The 17,022-nt window shown below is 61.0% G+C and carries 17 protein-coding genes; 16 read left to right on the top strand and 1 reads right to left on the bottom strand.

What is annotated here, in order from left to right; translation table 11 throughout:
* Nucleotides 1-21: 21 nt before the first annotated feature.
* The 14 genes from ABOK31_RS26240 (at nucleotide 22) to ABOK31_RS26305 (ending at nucleotide 14,708) form a co-directional block, all read left to right on the top strand.
* Nucleotides 22-426, top strand: a complete 405-nt coding sequence (locus tag ABOK31_RS26240) for a DUF983 domain-containing protein (RefSeq protein WP_174173070.1) — start codon at nucleotides 22-24, stop codon at nucleotides 424-426.
* A gap of 217 nt (nucleotides 427-643) precedes the next feature.
* Entirely contained in the window at nucleotides 644-1,354 is a 711-nt protein-coding gene (locus ABOK31_RS26245; RefSeq protein WP_349959671.1) for a FadR/GntR family transcriptional regulator, read from the top strand.
* A 28-nt stretch (nucleotides 1,355-1,382) separates the two neighbouring features.
* The gene (locus ABOK31_RS26250; protein WP_349959673.1) at nucleotides 1,383-2,975 is read left to right on the top strand and encodes an ABC transporter substrate-binding protein; all 1,593 of its coding nucleotides are present in this window, start codon (nucleotides 1,383-1,385) and stop codon (nucleotides 2,973-2,975) included.
* Between the two features lie 52 nt (nucleotides 2,976-3,027).
* Nucleotides 3,028-3,987 (top strand): ABC transporter permease, encoded by a 960-nt coding sequence (locus ABOK31_RS26255; protein WP_349959674.1) that lies wholly within the window; start codon nucleotides 3,028-3,030, stop codon nucleotides 3,985-3,987.
* A 1-nt stretch (nucleotide 3,988) separates the two neighbouring features.
* Nucleotides 3,989-4,864, top strand: a complete 876-nt coding sequence (locus ABOK31_RS26260) for an ABC transporter permease (protein ID WP_349959676.1) — start codon at nucleotides 3,989-3,991, stop codon at nucleotides 4,862-4,864.
* A 20-nt stretch (nucleotides 4,865-4,884) separates the two neighbouring features.
* Entirely contained in the window at nucleotides 4,885-5,799 is a 915-nt protein-coding gene (locus tag ABOK31_RS26265; protein WP_349959678.1) for a dihydrodipicolinate synthase family protein, read from the top strand.
* 5 nt (nucleotides 5,800-5,804) lie between these two features.
* Nucleotides 5,805-6,821: an ABC transporter ATP-binding protein gene (locus tag ABOK31_RS26270; RefSeq protein WP_349961320.1), complete on the top strand. Its 1,017-nt coding sequence runs from the start codon at nucleotides 5,805-5,807 to the stop codon at nucleotides 6,819-6,821.
* Nucleotides 6,822-7,775 (top strand): ABC transporter ATP-binding protein, encoded by a 954-nt coding sequence (locus tag ABOK31_RS26275; protein WP_349959680.1) that lies wholly within the window; start codon nucleotides 6,822-6,824, stop codon nucleotides 7,773-7,775.
* Nucleotides 7,776-8,004: 229 nt separating this feature from the next.
* Complete coding sequence (locus ABOK31_RS26280; RefSeq protein ID WP_349959681.1) at nucleotides 8,005-8,889, top strand: AraC family transcriptional regulator; 885 nt, start codon at nucleotides 8,005-8,007, stop codon at nucleotides 8,887-8,889.
* A gap of 204 nt (nucleotides 8,890-9,093) precedes the next feature.
* The gene (locus ABOK31_RS26285; RefSeq protein ID WP_174173062.1) at nucleotides 9,094-10,179 is read left to right on the top strand and encodes a sugar ABC transporter substrate-binding protein; all 1,086 of its coding nucleotides are present in this window, start codon (nucleotides 9,094-9,096) and stop codon (nucleotides 10,177-10,179) included.
* A gap of 75 nt (nucleotides 10,180-10,254) precedes the next feature.
* On the top strand, nucleotides 10,255-11,076 hold the full coding sequence (locus ABOK31_RS26290) for an ATP-binding cassette domain-containing protein (RefSeq protein WP_349959683.1): 822 nt from the start codon (nucleotides 10,255-10,257) through the stop codon (nucleotides 11,074-11,076).
* Nucleotides 11,073-12,323 carry a sugar ABC transporter permease gene (locus ABOK31_RS26295; RefSeq protein ID WP_349959685.1) on the top strand — a complete coding sequence of 417 codons (1,251 nt, stop codon included), beginning with the start codon at nucleotides 11,073-11,075 and terminating at the stop codon, nucleotides 12,321-12,323. The genes ABOK31_RS26290 and ABOK31_RS26295 overlap by 4 nt, the downstream gene beginning before the upstream one ends.
* A gap of 25 nt (nucleotides 12,324-12,348) precedes the next feature.
* Nucleotides 12,349-13,077, top strand: a complete 729-nt coding sequence (locus ABOK31_RS26300) for an SDR family oxidoreductase (protein WP_349959687.1) — start codon at nucleotides 12,349-12,351, stop codon at nucleotides 13,075-13,077.
* On the top strand, nucleotides 13,077-14,708 hold the full coding sequence (locus tag ABOK31_RS26305) for an FGGY-family carbohydrate kinase (RefSeq protein WP_349959688.1): 1,632 nt from the start codon (nucleotides 13,077-13,079) through the stop codon (nucleotides 14,706-14,708). The genes ABOK31_RS26300 and ABOK31_RS26305 overlap by 1 nt, the downstream gene beginning before the upstream one ends.
* An 8-nt stretch (nucleotides 14,709-14,716) precedes the next feature.
* On the opposite strand, the gene ABOK31_RS26310 is transcribed toward ABOK31_RS26305, so the two are convergent.
* Nucleotides 14,717-15,610, bottom strand: coding sequence for a LysR family transcriptional regulator (locus ABOK31_RS26310; RefSeq protein WP_349959690.1), 894 nt, complete (start codon nucleotides 15,608-15,610; stop codon nucleotides 14,717-14,719).
* 259 nt (nucleotides 15,611-15,869) lie between these two features.
* Between ABOK31_RS26310 and ABOK31_RS26315 the strand changes: the two genes are divergently transcribed.
* Nucleotides 15,870-16,268 (top strand): cupin domain-containing protein, encoded by a 399-nt coding sequence (locus ABOK31_RS26315; protein ID WP_349959691.1) that lies wholly within the window; start codon nucleotides 15,870-15,872, stop codon nucleotides 16,266-16,268.
* An 11-nt stretch (nucleotides 16,269-16,279) separates the two neighbouring features.
* A complete protein-coding gene (locus ABOK31_RS26320; RefSeq protein WP_349959693.1) occupies nucleotides 16,280-17,017 on the top strand; it encodes an SDR family oxidoreductase in 738 nt (245 codons plus the stop codon).
* Nucleotides 17,018-17,022: the final 5 nt, after the last annotated feature.

Genomic DNA, 17,022 nt, shown 5'->3' on the forward strand with positions numbered 1-17,022 from the left:
TGATTCGGGAGTGACATTATCATGGATGCCGAATATCCCCCGCTGAGCCCACTGCAAACCGGCCTTCGTTGTCGTTGCCCGCGTTGCGGGCAGGGGCGTCTGTTCGATGGCTTCTTGACGCTTCGCAAGCAATGCGAAGCATGTGGTCTCGACTATTCCTTTGCGGATCCGGCCGATGGACCGGCTTTCTTCGTCATTTGCTTTGCCTGTATCCCGAGTGTGCTTCTCGGCGTCTGGCTGGAGGTGGCGTTCTCGGCGCCGGTCTGGGTGCAGTTTCTGGTGACTGGCCCTTTCATGCTGGCAACCTGCATTCCACCATTGCGACCGCTGAAGGGATGGCTGGTTGCGAGCCAGTATTTCTACAAGGCCGAGGAAGGCAAGCTTGCGCGCCTACCGGCGACGGATGCGCCTCGCGCCTCAAATTGAGGCCTGCTCCCGAGGGTTGAAGCAAGGTCCAGCCGATCGGTGGCTATGAGATGATCATGCGGCACCTGCCAAGCGATCTCTATGCGCTCCGGCATGATGACTCCTTCATTGCTCCCACTTGCGATCCTTGCACCTCGTAGCTTCACTTGCTTATCCACTTGACGGATATCCTACAAGTCAATAGGTTGCGCGCCATGTCCCGAGGAGCTTGGGTTTCATGGTCGGAAAAATCATTCAGCCTTTGATGCGCGCGCCATTGCTGCATGTCTCTGTGCAGGAGAGTTTGCGCAGCTATATCGCCGACAACGGTCTTGAGGCGGGCACGATGCTGCCGGCAGAAGGAGAGCTTGCGACCCAATTGGGTGTCAGCCGCAGTTCTCTGCGCGAAGGCATCAAGGCGCTGGAATCCCTCGGTGTGCTGGAGACACGTCGCGGTATCGGCATCTTCGTCAAGGCATTTTCCTTTGCGCCGCTGCTCGACAATCTCGCCTACGGGCTCGGTGATGCGCTACGGCACATGGAGGAGGTGCTGGAAATCCGCCGTACCCTCGAAGTCGGCCTGATCGGCAAGACGCTCGAGATGATCGGGCCGGAGGATCTGGCGGAACTGCGAGCCACTACCGATCGCATGCGCGCTCACGCCGAGCGTGGCGAACCCTTTGCCGAAGACGATCAGCTCTTTCATCGCCTGCTGTTTCGCTGTCAGGGCAACGAGACCTTCGTTCGTCTGATCGATGTCTTCTGGCTCGCCTTCTACAAGGCATCCCGTTTCTTCGATCTGGATGATGTCGACCCCATGGCCACCTGGCGTGATCATGAGGCGATCGTCGATGCGCTGGAATCCAAAAATCTCAAGGAGGTGCGCATGCGCCTCGACCGCCACTACGAGGGAATTTCGCAGGTGATCGCCAACAACAAGAAGAAATAGCGATCGCAAACACGGGAGGAGGATCATCATGAGGAAAGCTTTTCATCTGCCGGCAATCGTGTTGGGAGCACTAGCGTCGGCCACCGCAATGCCTGTCTTGAGCGGCGTGGCCGCACCTGCCGTCGCTGCAACGATGTCTGGGGGCTTCGATGTCGGTCCGGGCGGCTTCCAAGGCAACTTCAATCCGCTGGCGGCAACCGCCGGCCTTACCTGGCTCAACACCTATTTCGAGCCGCTGGTCAGCTACGACGAAAAGCTGCAGAAGATCGTCGGCGTGCTTGCTTCCTCCTATGAGGTGAGCCCCGATCAACTGACCTACACATTCAAGCTTGCCGATGCCAAGTGGCACGACGGCAAGGCCTTCACGGCCAAGGACGCCAAGTTCACCATCGATCTTGCGGCCAATTCCAAGACTGGCTCCGTCTTTGCTGCCCGGTTTAAACTTCTGTCATCCGTCGAGACGCCGGACGATCATACGCTTGTCATCAAGCTTTCTGCGCCCTCGGCGAGCCTGCTCGATACGCTCGCCAAGATCATGGTTCTGCCTGAGCATGCGCTCGCCGCCGTACCGGACGATCAGCTTGCGAAGAGCACCTGGTGGTCGACCTCCCCGATCGGGACGGGGCCGTTCAAATTCGTCAAATATGTGCAGGATCAATATGTCGAGCTGACAGCCAATCCAGATTATCGCGGCGGCAAGCCCGTTCTCGATCGGCTGATCAATCGCTATTTTGCCAATCCGGCCGCGGCGATCTCGGCACTGCGGGCAGGCGAGATCCAGTTCACCTATGTCGATTCCAACGACGTGCCGACCTTCAAGGACGATAAGTCCTTTGAGGTCATCGAGGGAGATTCCTTCGTCGTCAATTATCTGGGCTTCAACCAGGATTCGCCACTATGGAAGGATCTTCGCATCCGTCAGGCCGTCATGCACGCCATCAATCGCGATGCGATCATCAAGAGCCTCTATGGCGGCGCGGCAAAGCCGGCCAATTGCGCCTATGTGGCCAGTCAACTCGTCCCGGATGGCATTGAGGCTTATCCTTACGACCCGGCCAAGGCCAAGCAATTGCTGGATGAGGCAGGTTGGGACAAGATCAACGGCGATAAGCCGATCACCTTGCTGACCTATTACAACACGCCGCTCGCGACGAATGTGCTGGCAGCCGTCCAGGCAATGCTGGCGCAGGTCGGTATCAATGTCGTGCCGCGCGCCGTCGATGCGCCGACCTATAATGGCATCGTGCTCAACCCGAAGGCCGACGTATCGCAGTTCCAGCTCGTCTATGCCGGCCTGCAGAACGGCCCCGATCCAAGCAACATCAATACAGGGCTTAATGAAAAGCAGATCCCTCCGGCTGGTGCGAATGTGGTGCGGGCGCGCATGCCCGATCTGACCGAGGCACTCGATGCCGCGATTGCCGAGACGGACGCCGGCAAGCGCGATCAACGCTACCAGGATGTCTGCAAGGTCATGAACAAGGAGCTGCCCTGGGCGACCATGTGGGTGGCGAACCGCTATGGCGTTGTCTCATCCAAGGTGAAGGATTTCGTCTGGACGCCGGCGCCCGGCGGCGGCCCCTACATCGCACATCCGGAAGCGTGGAAGCTCTCAAACTAGGTTTTCGACCGGCCCAATGCGGCCGACGCCTTCCTCGAAACATAGGTTCGACATGCTTCACTATGGTCTCAGGCGTCTTGCGATCGGCATCGGCATGCTCATAGCCTTGAGCATGCTGATCTTCATCCTGCTGCGGCTGACGCCGGGCGATCCGATCGATGCCTATATTGATCCGAGTACGCCCTTGTCGCCTGCCGCCATGGCCGATCTGCGTGAGCGCCTCGGGCTGGATCGGCCGTTGCCGCTGCAATATGTCGGTTGGCTTTATCAGGCGCTGCAAGGCAATCTCGGCTATTCCGTCAAGCGAGCGGATCAGCCGGTGTTGACGCTTGTGCTGTCGCGTATCGGTCCGACCGTATTGCTGATGGGATCTGCCCTGGTCATGGCGGTCATTGCCGGCATTGCCGCAGGCGTCATCGGCGCCGTCAGGCGCAATTCGGTGACGGACGTGTCGCTCTCCGTCCTGGCGCTTGCCGGCATATCGAGCCCAGCCTTTCTGAGCGCGCTTCTTGGGCTTTATATCTTTGCCGTGCGCCTTGGCTGGCTGCCTTCGGGTGGCATGCTGACGCCGGGCGAGGATTTTTCCATTGGCGACCTACTCTGGCATCTCATCCTGCCGGCGTCGCTTCTCGCGATCGCTCAGGCCGCGCTCATCATGCGCTATATGCGCGCATCGCTGCTGGAAGTGCTGAACCAGGATTATGTGCGCACCGCGCGCGCCAAGGGGGTGTTCGAATTCTGGGTGATCGTCAAGCATGCCCTGCGCAATGCGCTACTGCCTGTGGTGACAGTTATCGGCTCGACCATCGGGCTTGCAATCGGCGGCGCGATCTTCGTCGAAAGTGTCTTCAACTGGCCGGGCATGGGCCTGTTGCTCGTCGATGCGGTTACGTCCCGCGATTATCCCGTCATCATGGGGGCGACGCTTGTCGTCGGCGCCTGCGTCATCGTCGTCAACCTGCTGACCGATCTCACCTATGCGGTGATCGATCCGCGCATCAAGGTGGGCTGAGATGCTGGCGCGAACCGAACGACCAAGCCACGGCCCGCTTGCCCGAGCCTTCGACCGTTTCCGGCTGAATGGGGCTGCTCTCTTCGGTGTCTGTATTGCCGTGCCGCTACTACTGCTGATCGCCACGTATCCGCTGTGGTGGCGGTTCCAGCCCAACGACATCGATCTCCTGGCCATGAACGCGCCGCCTAATGCGACCCATTGGTTCGGAACGGATGGAGTCGGGCGTGACGTCTTTGCCAGAGTGCTCGAAGGCGGCCGCATATCGCTGATGGTTGCGGCAGGCTCCACCGTTATTTCAGCCATTATCGGCTTCCTGTTCGGCTTCGTGTCTGCCTTTGCCGGGCGCTGGGCGGATGCGCTCAGCATGCGCTTCGTCGATCTGGTCATGACCCTGCCGCCAGTAATCTTCCTGCTGGTCCTGGCCTCCATCACCGGCACCGGCATCCTGCCGACAATTCTCGTTATATCGCTTTTGTCCTGGCCGCTGCTTGCCCGTATGGTGCGCTCCAGGCTGCTCGAACTGCGCGAGCGCGATTTCGTGACGGCGGCGCGCGGCATGGGGGCGGGGCTGCCGCACCTGCTGTTGCGCCACGGCATGCCGAACTGCATCGATATTCTGGTGGTCTACGCCACGACGCAGGTGGCGAATGCGATCCTTTTGGAAGCCGGACTTTCCTTCCTCGGGCTCGGCATCGCACCACCCGCGGCGAGCTGGGGCAATATGCTGAACGCTGCCCGCTCCACTGCCGTTCTCGAACAATATCCCTGGCAATGGCTGTTTCCCGGCGCCACGCTGGTTCTAGCCGTCCTTGCCATCAATTTCATCGGCGACGGGCTGAGGGATGCCTTCGATCCGCGCGCCGAACTTCATTGAACCCAGGAAAGAAAGAGACAATGAGCAAATTCAAGGGCGTGGTGCCCCCCGTCGTAACGCCGCTGAACGACGATTTCACCGTGGATTACGCATCCTATACAAGGGTGCTGGAGCATCTGATCGATGGCGGCTGCCACGGCGTCTTCGTGCTGGGCTCCACCAGCGAAGTCGTCTTCCACGACGAAAAGACACGCCGGGAGATCATCGAGCATTCCGCCAAGATCGTGAATGGACGAGTGCCGCTGCTGGTTGGCGTCATCGATCCCACGACCGATCGCGTGATCGCCCATTCGAAAATCGCCAAGGTGGCCGGAGCCGATGCCGTCGTCGTCACCGCTCCCTTCTACACGGTGACCAGCCAGTCCGAGATATTGGACCATTTCCGCTACATAAGAGATGCGGTCGATGTGCCGCTCGTCGCCTATGACATCCCGGTCTGCGTGAATGTAAAGCTGCACCGCCAGACTGTAGTAACGCTTGCCAAGGAGGGAACCATCATCGGGCTGAAGGATTCGAGCGGCGACGATAGCAATTTCCGTTATACGCTGCTCGATCTTGCCGATCATAAGGATGTCTTCCTGATGACGGGGTCCGAAATCGTCGTCGACAATGCGCTTCTGATGGGCGCACATGGCGTGGTTCCGGGCATCGCCAATGTTGATCCGCATGGCTATGTGCGGCTCTGGGATGCAGCACAACGCGGCGACTGGGCTGCTGCCCGGCGCGAGCAGGAGAGGCTTTGCCGCCTGTTCGAGATCGTCTGGGTCGCGCAGGGGCGCGTTAGCGGTGGTGCGGCCGGCATCGGCGCTTTCAAGGCTGCGATGAAGAGCCTCGGTATCATCGATACTGCGGTCATGCCTCGCCCGCGCGCGGCGCTGAACACCGAAGAAATAGCCCGAATCGATGCGATCCTGAAAAATACGGGGTTACTCTAGGTATGATGACGCCGACCGCCCAACCCGTTCTCGATATCAGGGGGCTAAGAACCGTCTTCCGCACCCGCGGCGGCGAGTTGACCGCAGTGCGCGATATCGACCTGACCATCGATGCCGGCGAGACGCTGGCGCTGGTCGGCGAGTCCGGTTCGGGCAAGTCGGTGACGAGCCTTTCGGTGATGCGGCTTCTGACGCGCAATGTCGGGGCGATCGCAGCCGGCAGCATCAGGTTGCGGGATAGGAAAGGCATTGTCAGCGATCTCGCTACGCTGGATGACCGGCACATGCGCGAGATTCGCGGCGGCGATATCGGCATGGTGTTTCAGGAGCCGATGTCGAGCCTCAATCCAGTGCTGACCATCGGCGATCAGATCGCCGAGCCGATCCGCATCCACCGCAGGGCTGATCGTGCGACCGCGACGCGCGAGGCGACCGCGCTGTTGGAGAGCGTCGGAATTCCCGACGCCAAGCGCCGCGTCAGGCAATATCCGCATGAATTGTCCGGCGGCATGCGCCAGCGTGCGACCATCGCCATGGCGCTTGCCTGCGATCCGGTGCTTTTGATCGCAGACGAGCCGACGACGGCGCTCGACGTCACGATACAGGCGCAGATCCTCGATCTCATGCAGCGGTTGCAGCGTGAGCGCGGCATGGCGATCCTGTTCGTCACGCATAATCTCGGCGTGGTGGCAGAGATCGCCGATCGCGTCGCCGTCATGTATGCCGGCCGGATCGTCGAGGAGGGGCCGACGGAAACAGTGTTCCGCAATCCGAGGCATCCCTATACACGCGGCCTTTTGGCCTCCATGCCGCGGCTGGGCGAGGCGACGAGAATGCGGCAGGCCGGCGAGCCGCTATATGCTATTCCCGGCGTCGTGCCGGGGCTGACGCGAATGCCTTCCGGCTGCGCTTTCGCGCCGCGTTGCGCTCATGCGATCCAGGCCTGCAGTGAAGCAGTACCGTCTCTCGAAACAGTAGAAGCGAGCCATGCCAGCCGCTGCATCCGCTGGTGGGAGATATAGATGACCGAAGCTCTCGTCTCCGTTCGCGATCTCGCCAAGGACTATGTTTCCCGCGGCGCAAGACTCTCCATACTTCGTGATATCTCCTTCGACATCGCGAGAGGCGAAGTGGTGGGTCTCGTCGGCGAATCCGGCAGCGGCAAGACGACGATCGGCAGGTCCATCCTGCGGCTGGTCGAACCGTCTGCAGGCAGCGTGCGCTTCGACGGCACGGAAATGACCAGGCTCGGCGCTGGCGATCTCAGGCGGATGCGGCCGCGCATGCAGTATATTTTTCAAGATCCCTTCGCCAGTCTCTCACCGCGCATGACCATCGGCGAGATATTGACCGAGGGCTTGAAGATCCAGCATATCGGCAGTCGCCTTGATCGGCTGGATCGGGCACGTGCAGCGCTTGAACAGGTGGATCTGCCGGCGGATGCCATCAATCGTTACGCCCATGAATTTTCCGGCGGTCAGCGCCAGCGGATCGGGATTGCCCGCGCGCTTGCGCTCGGACCGGAATTTCTCGTCGCCGACGAGCCGGTCTCGGCACTGGATGTCTCCATTCAGGCGCAGGTCATCAATCTGCTGCGCGGTCTTCAGCAGCGTCTCGCGCTCACCATGCTCTTCATCTCGCATGATCTTGCCGTGGTCGAGTATCTCTGCGACCGCGTGATCGTGCTTTATCTCGGGCGGATCATGGAGATTGCCGCGAGCGCCGATCTCTACGCCAGACCGCGACACCCCTATACACGCGCCTTGCTGTCGGCCATCCCATCGCCGGGCCCGGATCGCAGGCGTAACAGGCAAATCCTCAAAGGCGATATTCCGAGCCCGGCAAACCCGCCGAGCGGCTGCGTTTTCCGCACGCGCTGTCCCTTCGCGCTCGACGCCTGCGCGACGACAGTCCCGCAATTGCGCGAGGTCGCATCCGGACAGTTCAAGGCCTGCATTCGCGACGATCTCGATTGATCCCGCTTTCGGGCCGATGCGGGGCTTCTGGCGGCGCGGTTGGCTATGCCGCACTGCACATTTGACCAAACGAACCACCCTTCATGTCAAAAAAGTATCGGTCGAGCGTACAAGGCGTAGTAGCGGCGGGTGGTTATGAGAGGTAGATTTACCACATAGAAGACGCGATGGCCTCTGGGAGGAGGCGCCGTAACCGTAGCAACGCGGACGGATGAAAGGAGGCTTGCCGATGAATCCCGATTTGGAAGTGGTCGCGATCGGCAGCGGAGAATCCTTCAAGGCCTGGGAGCACGGCTATCCCTACCGCACCGTTCGCTGGCATTTTCATCCCGAGTATGAAATCCACCATGTGGTCGCGACGACGGGCCAATATTTCATCGGCGACTTCATCGGCGAGTTCGAGCCGGGCAATCTGGTGCTGACGGGACCGAACCTGCCGCATAATTGGGTAAGCGATGTGCCCGCCGGCGTCACCCTGCCGCTGCGCTGCCGCGTTTTGCAGTTTTCCGAATCCTTCTTCGCCGATGCCAGCAAGGTCTTTCCGGAACTGTCGGCCTGCACCGGCATTCTTGAGACGAGCCGCCGCGGTGCGCTCTTTACGCCCGAGACGGCGGCGGTCGTCGGCCCGATCCTCGGCGAATTGGTCGAGGCATCAGGCATCCGCCGCATCGAGCTCTTCATGAATATCCTCGACGCCATGAGCAGCGCTCAAGGTACACGCACGCTTGCAAGCGCCGGCTATCAGCCGGATCCATCCGGCTTCATGTCGGCCGGCGTCAACCAGGCTCTTGCTTTCATCAATGCGCATCTGACCGAACCGTTCAACGAATGCGATCTGGCCGAATTGACCGGCCAGAGCCCGAGCGCCTTTTCGCGCAGCTTCCGCCGTCACACGGGCATGGCGCTGGTGCAATATGTCAACCGGCTGCGCATCAACTTCGCCTGCCATCTACTGATGAGCAAGGCTGAGATGACGATCACCGATATCTGCTTTGCGGCAGGCTTCAACAACATTTCGAACTTCAATCGGCGTTTTCTGGACCAGAAGGGCATGGCGCCTTCCCGATTCAGATCGCTCCTGGCACAGCACGCACGCGCGGTGGAGGCCGCCTAACACAAGGGAGGACAGGGAGGAGAGACAGAATTCAGGACAAGCGAACGGGCAGGCACCTTTGCCGCCCGAAGGAGAAGGCTTGTCCGAAATTTACCGCCGCGTCGGTCGGATGACCGCCGGCGGAGAGCATCAAACAAGAGCATCGCGTGCGGACAGCCGTGATGATCGAGGGAAACCATTACTATTTGGAACGGAGAAATTCCAATGTACCATTTCACACTGAAAATCGCCGGCGCAGCCGCGCTCGCCATCGGCCTGATGGCCGGCACCTCCGCCTTTGCGCAGTCCGCCAAGGTGACGGACGCGACCGTCGCCTTCCTCATGCCCGACCAGAGCTCCACACGCTATGAAGAGCACGATTTCCCTGGTTTCCAGGCCGAGATGAAGAAACTCTGCGCTGGCTGCAAGGTCATCTACCAGAACGCCAATGGCGACGCCTCGCGTCAGCAGCAGCAGTTCAATTCGGCGATCTCGCAAGGCGCCAAGGCGATCGTGCTGGACCCGGTGGACTCGACGGCCGCCGCCTCGCTGGTCAAGCTGGCGCAGAGCCAGGGTGTGAAGGTCATCGCCTATGACCGTCCGATCCCGTCGGCTGCCGCCGATTACTATGTCTCCTTCAACAATGAAGAGATCGGCAAGATGATCGCCAAGTCGCTGGTCGATCACCTCAAGGCAAAGGGCGTGAAAGCGGGTGACGGCGGTCTCCTCGAAATCAACGGTTCGCCGACCGATGCTGCCGCAGGCCTGATCAAGAAGGGTATCCACGCCGGTCTCGCCGATGGCGGTTATCCCGTTCTAGCAGAATTCGATACGCCGGAATGGGCACCACCGAAGGCGCAGCAATGGGCCAGCGGCCAGATCACTCGCTTCGGCAAGAAGATCCTCGGCGTCGTTGCCGCCAATGATGGCACAGGCGGTGCGGCTGTGGCCGCCTTCAAGGCTGCCGGCTTCGATCCGGTCCCGCCTGTGACGGGTAACGACGCGACCATCGCCGGCCTGCAGCTCATCATTTCCGGCGATCAGTACAACACCATCTCCAAGCCGAGCGAGATCGTGGCCGCGGCTGCTGCCAATGTCGCGATCGAACTGCTGTCCGGCGAAACGCCGAAGGCTGACACGAAGCTCTTCGACACGCCGACCAAGCTCTTCACGCCGGCGCTGGTCACCTCCGAAAACCTGAAGGCTGAGATCATCGACAAGAGCGTCAACGGTAAGCCGATCCAGACGCCAGCGCAGCTCTGCAATGACCGTTATGCCGATGGCTGCAAGAAGCTTGGCATCGGCAGCTGAGCCTTGTCCTATCCCCATCCGGCCGCTTCGGCGGCCGGAGACCCATAGCATTTCAACCCGAGAAGGTGGCGAGTCATGAGTGACGCTTCCGATCACAGAGCCCCGGACGGCGAGCTTGTGCTCAGCCTCAAAGGGATCTCCAAACACTTCGGCGCCGTCTCGGCACTGACGGATATCAACCTCGATGTGCATGCCGGCGAAGTCGTGGCGCTTGTCGGCGATAACGGTGCGGGCAAATCGACGCTCGTCAAGGTTCTGGCCGGCGTCCACCAGCCGAGTTCAGGCACCATTACCTTCCGCGGCAAGCCGGTGACGCTCAGCGATCCCGCAACAGCGCTTGATCTCGGCATTGCCACGGTCTTTCAGGATCTGGCGCTTTGCGAAAACCTCGATGTCGTCGCGAACATCTTCCTCGGCAGGGAAATGAGCCCGTTGAAGCTCGACGAAACCGCGATGGAGGTTCGCGCCTGGACATTGCTCAACGAGCTTGCGGCGCGCATCCCGAGCGTTCGTATCCCGATCGCCTCACTTTCGGGCGGCCAGCGACAGACGGTGGCGATCGCCCGCTCGCTGCTGCTCGAGCCGAAACTCATCATGCTAGACGAGCCGACCGCAGCCCTTGGCGTGGCACAGACCGCCGAAGTGCTGAACCTCATCGAGCGTGTCCGCGACAAGGGGCTCGGCGTCATCATGATCAGCCACAACATGGAGGACGTGCGCGCCGTCGCCGACCGTATCGTCGTGCTGCGCCTCGGCCGCAATAACGGAATTTTCTATCCCGATACGTCAAATCAGGAACTCGTCAGCGCCATCACCGGCGCGACGGAAAACGCCGTGTCGCGACGCGCAGGGCGGCGTCAGGCCCAGCAGGAAGCAAGAGAAGGGGGCCAGCCATGAGCGAGAACGGCAAGCAATCGGCTGTGCTGCTCGACCGCAGCGACGTCCGCGTCAACCACGACACCGGGCTTGCGGCCACCATCCGCTCCTCCATCGACAAGATCCGCTCCGGCGATCTGGGCTCGCTGCCCGTCGTCGTCGGCCTCGTCATCATCTGGACGGTGTTCGGCACGCTCAACCCGACCTTTCTGTCCAGCAACAACCTCGCCAACCTGTTATTCGACGCCTCGACGGTCGGCATCATTTCGCTTGGCATCGTCTGCGTACTGATGGTTGGCGAGATCGATCTTTCGGTCGGATCGATCAGCGGCTTTGCTTCGGCCATGGTCGGTATGCTCTGGGTGAACGAAGGCTGGCCGGTGGCTTTGGCGATCCTGGCCGCACTCGTCGTCGGCGGCGTGATCGGTGCCATCTACGCCGTGCTGTTCAACCGGCTGGGTATGCCGAGCTTCGTCGCCACATTGGCGGGCCTTCTCGCCGTGCTTGGCATGCAGCTCTATCTGCTTGGCGCGACAGGCTCGATCAATCTACCCTATGGTTCGGCCATCGTGAATTTCGGCCAGCTTCTGGTCATTCCCCGCCCGCTCGCCTATGTCTTCGCGCTCATTCCGGGTGCCGTCATGCTGGTTGCGGGTCTTGGCGCGGTGCGGCGGCGCAAGCTGGCAAATCTATCGACACCGTCTGTTGGCGGCCTGCTGATAAAGGCAGCAGTCATCACCGTGGCTCTGGAATTCGTTGCCTTCTATCTCAATCAGGATCGCGGCATTCCATGGATGTTCGCCCTGTTCGTGGTGCTGGTCATCGTCATGGATTATGCGCTGACGCGCACGCAATGGGGCCGGTCGATGTCTGCCGTTGGCGGCAATCGCGAAGCAGCGCGTCGTGCCGGCATCAATGTGCGGCGGATTTATACCAGTGCCTTCGTGCTCTGCGCCATGTTCGCAGCCTTGGGCGGCGTGCTCGCGGCGGCGCGGCTGGCATCTGCCAGTCAGCAGGCCGGCACCGGCGACGTCAATCTGAATGCCATTGCAGCAGCCGTCATCGGCGGCACCAGCCTTTTCGGCGGTCGCGGCAGCGCCTATTCCGCCCTGCTCGGCATCATCGTCATCCAGTCGATCGCCAGCGGCCTCACCATGCTCGATCTGTCGTCGGCGCTTCGCTACATGATTACAGGCGCAGTTCTTGCCATTGCCGTCATCGTCGACTCGCTTGCCCGTCGTTCCCGCGCCTCGCATGGGCGCGGCTGATTTCTTCAAGAAGGTAAGGATTGTTATGAGACAGGATTTCACCGGCAAGGTCGCCGCTATCACCGGGGCTGCCTCTGGAATTGGCCTCGAATGCGCCAAATCGCTATTGAAAGAGGGCGCCAGCGTCGCCCTCGTCGACAGAGCCGAAGACAGCCTGAAAAGCCTTTGCGCCGAACTGGGGCCGAACGCTCATCCCGTTGTTGTCGATCTTCTGAAGCCGGAGAGCGTGGCGACCATGTTGCCGCAGATTATCGACAGGTTCGGCAAGCTCGACATCTTCCATGCCAATGCCGGCGCCTATATCGGCGGGGAGGTTGCGGAAGGCGATCCCGATGCCTGGGACCGGATGCTGGATCTGAATATCAATGCGGCCTTCCGTTCGGTCCGCATGGTGCTGCCGCACATGATCGAGCGCAAAACCGGCGATATCATCATGACCAGCTCGATCGCCGGCCTGGTGCCGGTGGTCTGGGAGCCGATCTACACGGCTTCCAAGCATGCCATCCAGGCCTTCACGCACACGGTGCGGCGTCAGGTTGCCAAGCATGGCATCCGCGTCGGCGCCGTGGCGCCGGGCCCAGTGGTGACGGCGCTGATCAGTGATTGGCCGCAGGCAAAGCTCGATGAAGCGATTGCCGCAGGTGGCCTCATGGAGGCGACGGAAGTGGCGGACGCGGTGCTCTTCATGCTATCGAGACCGCGGAACATCGTAATCCGGGATCTGGTGATCCTGCCTTTGAGTACGGATCTCTGATGACGGCACCATATTTCATCGGCATCGATGTCGGCACGGGCAGCGCCCGGGCTGGTGTGTTCGACGCGCATGGCCATCTGCTGGCCGCCGCCAAGCGGCCGATCACCATCTGGCACGAGGCCGGCAGTGTCGTCGAGCAGTCGAGCGAGCAGATATGGAAGGCCGTCTGCGACAGCGTCAAAGAGGCTGTCACAACGGCGAAGGTAGCGGCCGGTGACGTCGCCGGTATTGGCTTCGACGCGACCTGCTCCCTGGTCGCGGTCAAGGCGGATGGCAGGCCTGTGGCCGTTGGCCCGTCTGGGGACGCCGATCGCAACATCATCGTCTGGATGGATCATCGTGCTGCCGGCGAGGCGGCGGAGATCAATGCCGGCAACCATGCGGTACTGCGTTATGTCGGCGGACGCATCTCACCTGAGATGGAAACGCCGAAGCTTTTGTGGCTGAAGAAAAACCTGCCACAATCCTTCGCCGCAGCCGACCATTTCTTCGATCTCTCCGATTATCTGACATGGCGCGCAACCGGGTCTCTGCAGAGATCCGTATGCACGGTGACGTGCAAGTGGACCTATCTCGCCCATGAGACGCGTTGGGATGGGCAATATTTCAAGGATATCGGGCTCGGTGAGCTGGCGGACGAAGGTTTCGTGCGGATCGGCACCGAGATCGTCGAGCCGGGGACTGCCTTGGGTGAAGGCCTGAGCGAAGCCGCTGCCCGCGATCTCGGTCTTGCCGTTGGCACGCCGGTCGGCGCGTCGCTGATCGATGCCCATGCCGGCGGGGTTGGCACGCTGGGTGGGCAGGGGTCTGACGGCGGGGCTGATGTCAGGAACCGGCTCGCGTACATCTTCGGCACGTCGGCTTGCTCGATGGCATCGAGCGAAGGGGCAGTGTTCGTCGATGGTGTTTGGGGTCCGTATTACTCGGCCATGGTGCCCGGTCTCTGGCTGACCGAAGGCGGCCAATCAGCCGCCGGCGCTGCGATCGATCATCTCGTTACCATGCACCCCGCAGCCGGTGAGGCTCGCCAGAGGGCGGAGGCAGAGGGTTTGTCTCTGGTCGCTTGGCTTGATCGGCAGGCTATGAAGGCAGGCAACAATGCATCTGATGCTGTGAATCTCGCGCAATCCATCCAGGTCGTTCCCGAATTCCTTGGCAATCGGTCGCCCTATGCAGATTCCGATGCGCGCGCCGTCATTTCCGGCCTCGGGCTGGAAACCGGTATCGACGCTCTGATCGCTCTTTACGTCGCCGGCCTCTGCGGTATCGGCTATGGCCTCAAACAGCTGCTTGAAAAACTGGAGCAGGATGGCATTGCCTGCGATCTCATCATTGCCAGCGGCGGCGCTGCCCAGAGTGGCCTTGTGCGCCAGCTTCTGGCAGATACGACCGGCAGACCGGTCGCCGTCGCCGATACGGAGGAGCCCGTTCTTCTCGGTGCGGCCATGCTCGGCGCCACGGCTGGCGGGCATTCTGGTTCGCTCTTGGAAGCCATGGCCACCATGTCGCGACTGGCGAAGAGGTTCGAGCCGGCGGATGGTGCCATCAAGGCCTTGCACGAACGGCGCTACGAAGCTTTCGAGCTGCTGCAGTCGGCAGATCGCAGCATCCGTGCGCTGATGGCGTCGTAGGTCCTGCCTCAGCCGCGATAGCGCAGCGCCTCCAGTACCACTGCAAAGGCGGAGGACGGCTGGCGGCGGCTCGGATAATAGAGATGGTAGCCCGTCCAGGGCGGGCACCAGTCCTCCAATACGCGAATAAGCCGGCCGCTTTCGATATCTGGCTGTACCAGATCGTGGGGCGCGTAGGCCAAACCATAGCCATCGACTGCGGCGGCCAGAACCTGGCGAATGCCGTTGAACGTCATCTGGCCGTCGACGCGTACGCGTAGTTCATCGCTACCCTTTTCGAACTCCCAGACATAATTGCCGCCATGGGTCGGAAGGCGCAGGTTGATGCATTTGTGATTGGTTAGGTCCTGGGGGACGACCGGTCTATGGCGTCCTTCGAAATAGGACGGAGAGCCGACCACTGCAAAAGCTTGATCGGGAGCGATGCGGACTGCGATCATGCCGTTGGCGACCGTCTGGCCCAGACGAACGCCAGCGTCGAAACGTTCTGCCACGATATCGGTCAGGCCGTAGTCGTTGATGATCTCGACGTGGATGTCGGGATAATCCTTGAGCGCGCCGGCAAGCTTCGGCCAGATATAGGTATCGACGGCATAGTCGACCGCCGTGATCCGGATGGTGCCGGCCGGCTTTTCTCGCAGTTCGGTGACGGCGAAGAGCTCGGCTTCGATTTCCTGGAAGCGTGGCGTCAGGGATTGCAGCAGACGCTCTCCGGCCGGTGTCGGGCTGACGCTTCGCGTCGTGCGCGTCAAAAGCCTGACGCCCATGCGCTCTTCAAGCTGCCGCACCGTGTGGCTAAGCGCCGATTGCGAAACGCCGAGCTGTGCGGCTGCCCGGGTAAAGCTTCGCTCTCTGGCGACGGCGAGAAAGAATAGCAGGTCGGTGACGTTTTCGCGGAGCATCTATGAGTGTCCCTCATATGTCGGGCGATGCTCTTAGCATGGAATGAACGCGCAATATAGCGCTAGCAACGGAGTCAAGAGCTGATATGGCGCGTCGGCGGGCGTTCAGGTGTTTCGGTGAGCCACAGTGAGAAGCGATATTTATTGCTCCGGTTCATAAGTCTATGCGGGCGTGACCTACTACTGCTCTGAAAATCGCGGGCTAGATTAGCCTCATACAATCGAGCCATTGCGGCTCATCGCAAGAAAGGATGTCATCATGGATATCAAGAGAAACGGGACGCAGCCTTCGGGCAAAGGTCCTTCGGACTGGTTCACCGGCACCGTACGCATCGACCCGGTCTTTGCCGCCAATGACGCGCGACGAGCCGCGGCCGGCAGCGTCACGTTCGAACCCGGCGCTAGGACTGCGTGGCATACCCATCCGCGCGGCCAGACCTTGATCGTCACCGCTGGCTTCGGTCTCGTTCAGCGCGAGGGCGGGCCGATCGAGGAGATCCGCCCCGGAGATGTCGTCTGGTTCGAGCCGGACGAGAAGCACTGGCATGGCGCTTCGCCGACGACAGCCATGACCCACATCGCCATCCAGGAACATCTCGACGGCAAGGTAGTGGATTGGATGGAGCATGTGACGGACGAGCAATATCAGGGAAAATGAGGTCGAAGACCATGACGGAAGGTATCAAGGATAAAGTTGTTGTCATCACGGGCGCAAGCAGCGGCCTCGGCGAAGCCGCCGCTCGCCGCCTTGCCAAGGATGGCGCCAAGCTCGTTCTCGGCGCGCGGCGTATCGATCGCCTGCAGGCACTGGCAAAAGAGCTTTCGCTGGGCGAGGACGCGGTCGTCCAGACGGATGTCGCGGATTGCGCGCAGGTGAAGGCGCTCGTGGACCATGCTGTCAGGCAGAATGGTCGCGTCGATGTGCTGATCAACAATGCCGGTCTTATGCCGAGTTCGATGCTGGAGCGCCTTCACATCGAGGAATGGGACCGGATGATCGACGTCAACATCAAGGGCGTGCTTTACGGCATTGCCGCTGTTCTTCCTTACATGAAGGAGCAGAAGAGCGGGCATATCATCAACGTCGCCTCGGTTGCCGGGCATAAGATCGGGCCGGGCGGCGCCGTTTATTCGGCGACGAAGCATGCCGTGCGGGCGCTTTCCGAGGGTCTGCGCCAGGAGGTGAAGCCCTATAATATCCGCACGACGATCATTTCACCCGGTGCGGTCGCAACCGAGCTGCCGGACACGATCACCGATCCGGATGTCGCTGCCCGCATCACCGAAGTCTACAAGGGCGCCATATCGCCGGAGGCATTTGCCAGCACCGTAGCTTTCGCCATAAGTCAGCCGCAAGATGTCGATATCAACGAAATCCTGTTTCGCCCGACGGCACAGGTCTACTAAATGAA

Origin of the sequence: Rhizobium sp. ZPR4 (assembly GCF_040215725.1) — a bacterium.
GTDB lineage: Bacteria > Pseudomonadota > Alphaproteobacteria > Rhizobiales > Rhizobiaceae > Rhizobium > Rhizobium rhizogenes_D.

Bases quoted from the DNA above. Each gene is read 5' to 3' on its own strand.
- ABOK31_RS26255 (WP_349959674.1), top strand. From the start codon at position 3,028: ATGCTTCACTATGGTCTCAGGCGTCTTGCGATCGGCATCGGCATGCTC.
- ABOK31_RS26260 (WP_349959676.1), top strand. From the start codon at position 3,989: ATGCTGGCGCGAACCGAACGACCAAGCCACGGCCCGCTTGCCCGAGCC.
- ABOK31_RS26250 (WP_349959673.1), top strand. From the start codon at position 1,383: ATGAGGAAAGCTTTTCATCTGCCGGCAATCGTGTTGGGAGCACTAGCG.
- ABOK31_RS26320 (WP_349959693.1), top strand. From the start codon at position 16,280: ATGACGGAAGGTATCAAGGATAAAGTTGTTGTCATCACGGGCGCAAGC.
- ABOK31_RS26315 (WP_349959691.1), top strand. From the start codon at position 15,870: ATGGATATCAAGAGAAACGGGACGCAGCCTTCGGGCAAAGGTCCTTCG.
- ABOK31_RS26280 (WP_349959681.1), top strand. From the start codon at position 8,005: ATGAATCCCGATTTGGAAGTGGTCGCGATCGGCAGCGGAGAATCCTTC.
- ABOK31_RS26240 (WP_174173070.1), top strand. From the start codon at position 22: ATGGATGCCGAATATCCCCCGCTGAGCCCACTGCAAACCGGCCTTCGT.
- ABOK31_RS26290 (WP_349959683.1), top strand. From the start codon at position 10,255: ATGAGTGACGCTTCCGATCACAGAGCCCCGGACGGCGAGCTTGTGCTC.
- ABOK31_RS26245 (WP_349959671.1), top strand. From the start codon at position 644: ATGGTCGGAAAAATCATTCAGCCTTTGATGCGCGCGCCATTGCTGCAT.
- ABOK31_RS26310 (WP_349959690.1), bottom strand. From the start codon at position 15,610: ATGCTCCGCGAAAACGTCACCGACCTGCTATTCTTTCTCGCCGTCGCC.
- ABOK31_RS26275 (WP_349959680.1), top strand. From the start codon at position 6,822: ATGACCGAAGCTCTCGTCTCCGTTCGCGATCTCGCCAAGGACTATGTT.
- ABOK31_RS26300 (WP_349959687.1), top strand. From the start codon at position 12,349: ATGAGACAGGATTTCACCGGCAAGGTCGCCGCTATCACCGGGGCTGCC.
- ABOK31_RS26270 (WP_349961320.1), top strand. From the start codon at position 5,805: ATGACGCCGACCGCCCAACCCGTTCTCGATATCAGGGGGCTAAGAACC.
- ABOK31_RS26285 (WP_174173062.1), top strand. From the start codon at position 9,094: ATGTACCATTTCACACTGAAAATCGCCGGCGCAGCCGCGCTCGCCATC.
- ABOK31_RS26265 (WP_349959678.1), top strand. From the start codon at position 4,885: ATGAGCAAATTCAAGGGCGTGGTGCCCCCCGTCGTAACGCCGCTGAAC.
- ABOK31_RS26295 (WP_349959685.1), top strand. From the start codon at position 11,073: ATGAGCGAGAACGGCAAGCAATCGGCTGTGCTGCTCGACCGCAGCGAC.
- ABOK31_RS26305 (WP_349959688.1), top strand. From the start codon at position 13,077: ATGACGGCACCATATTTCATCGGCATCGATGTCGGCACGGGCAGCGCC.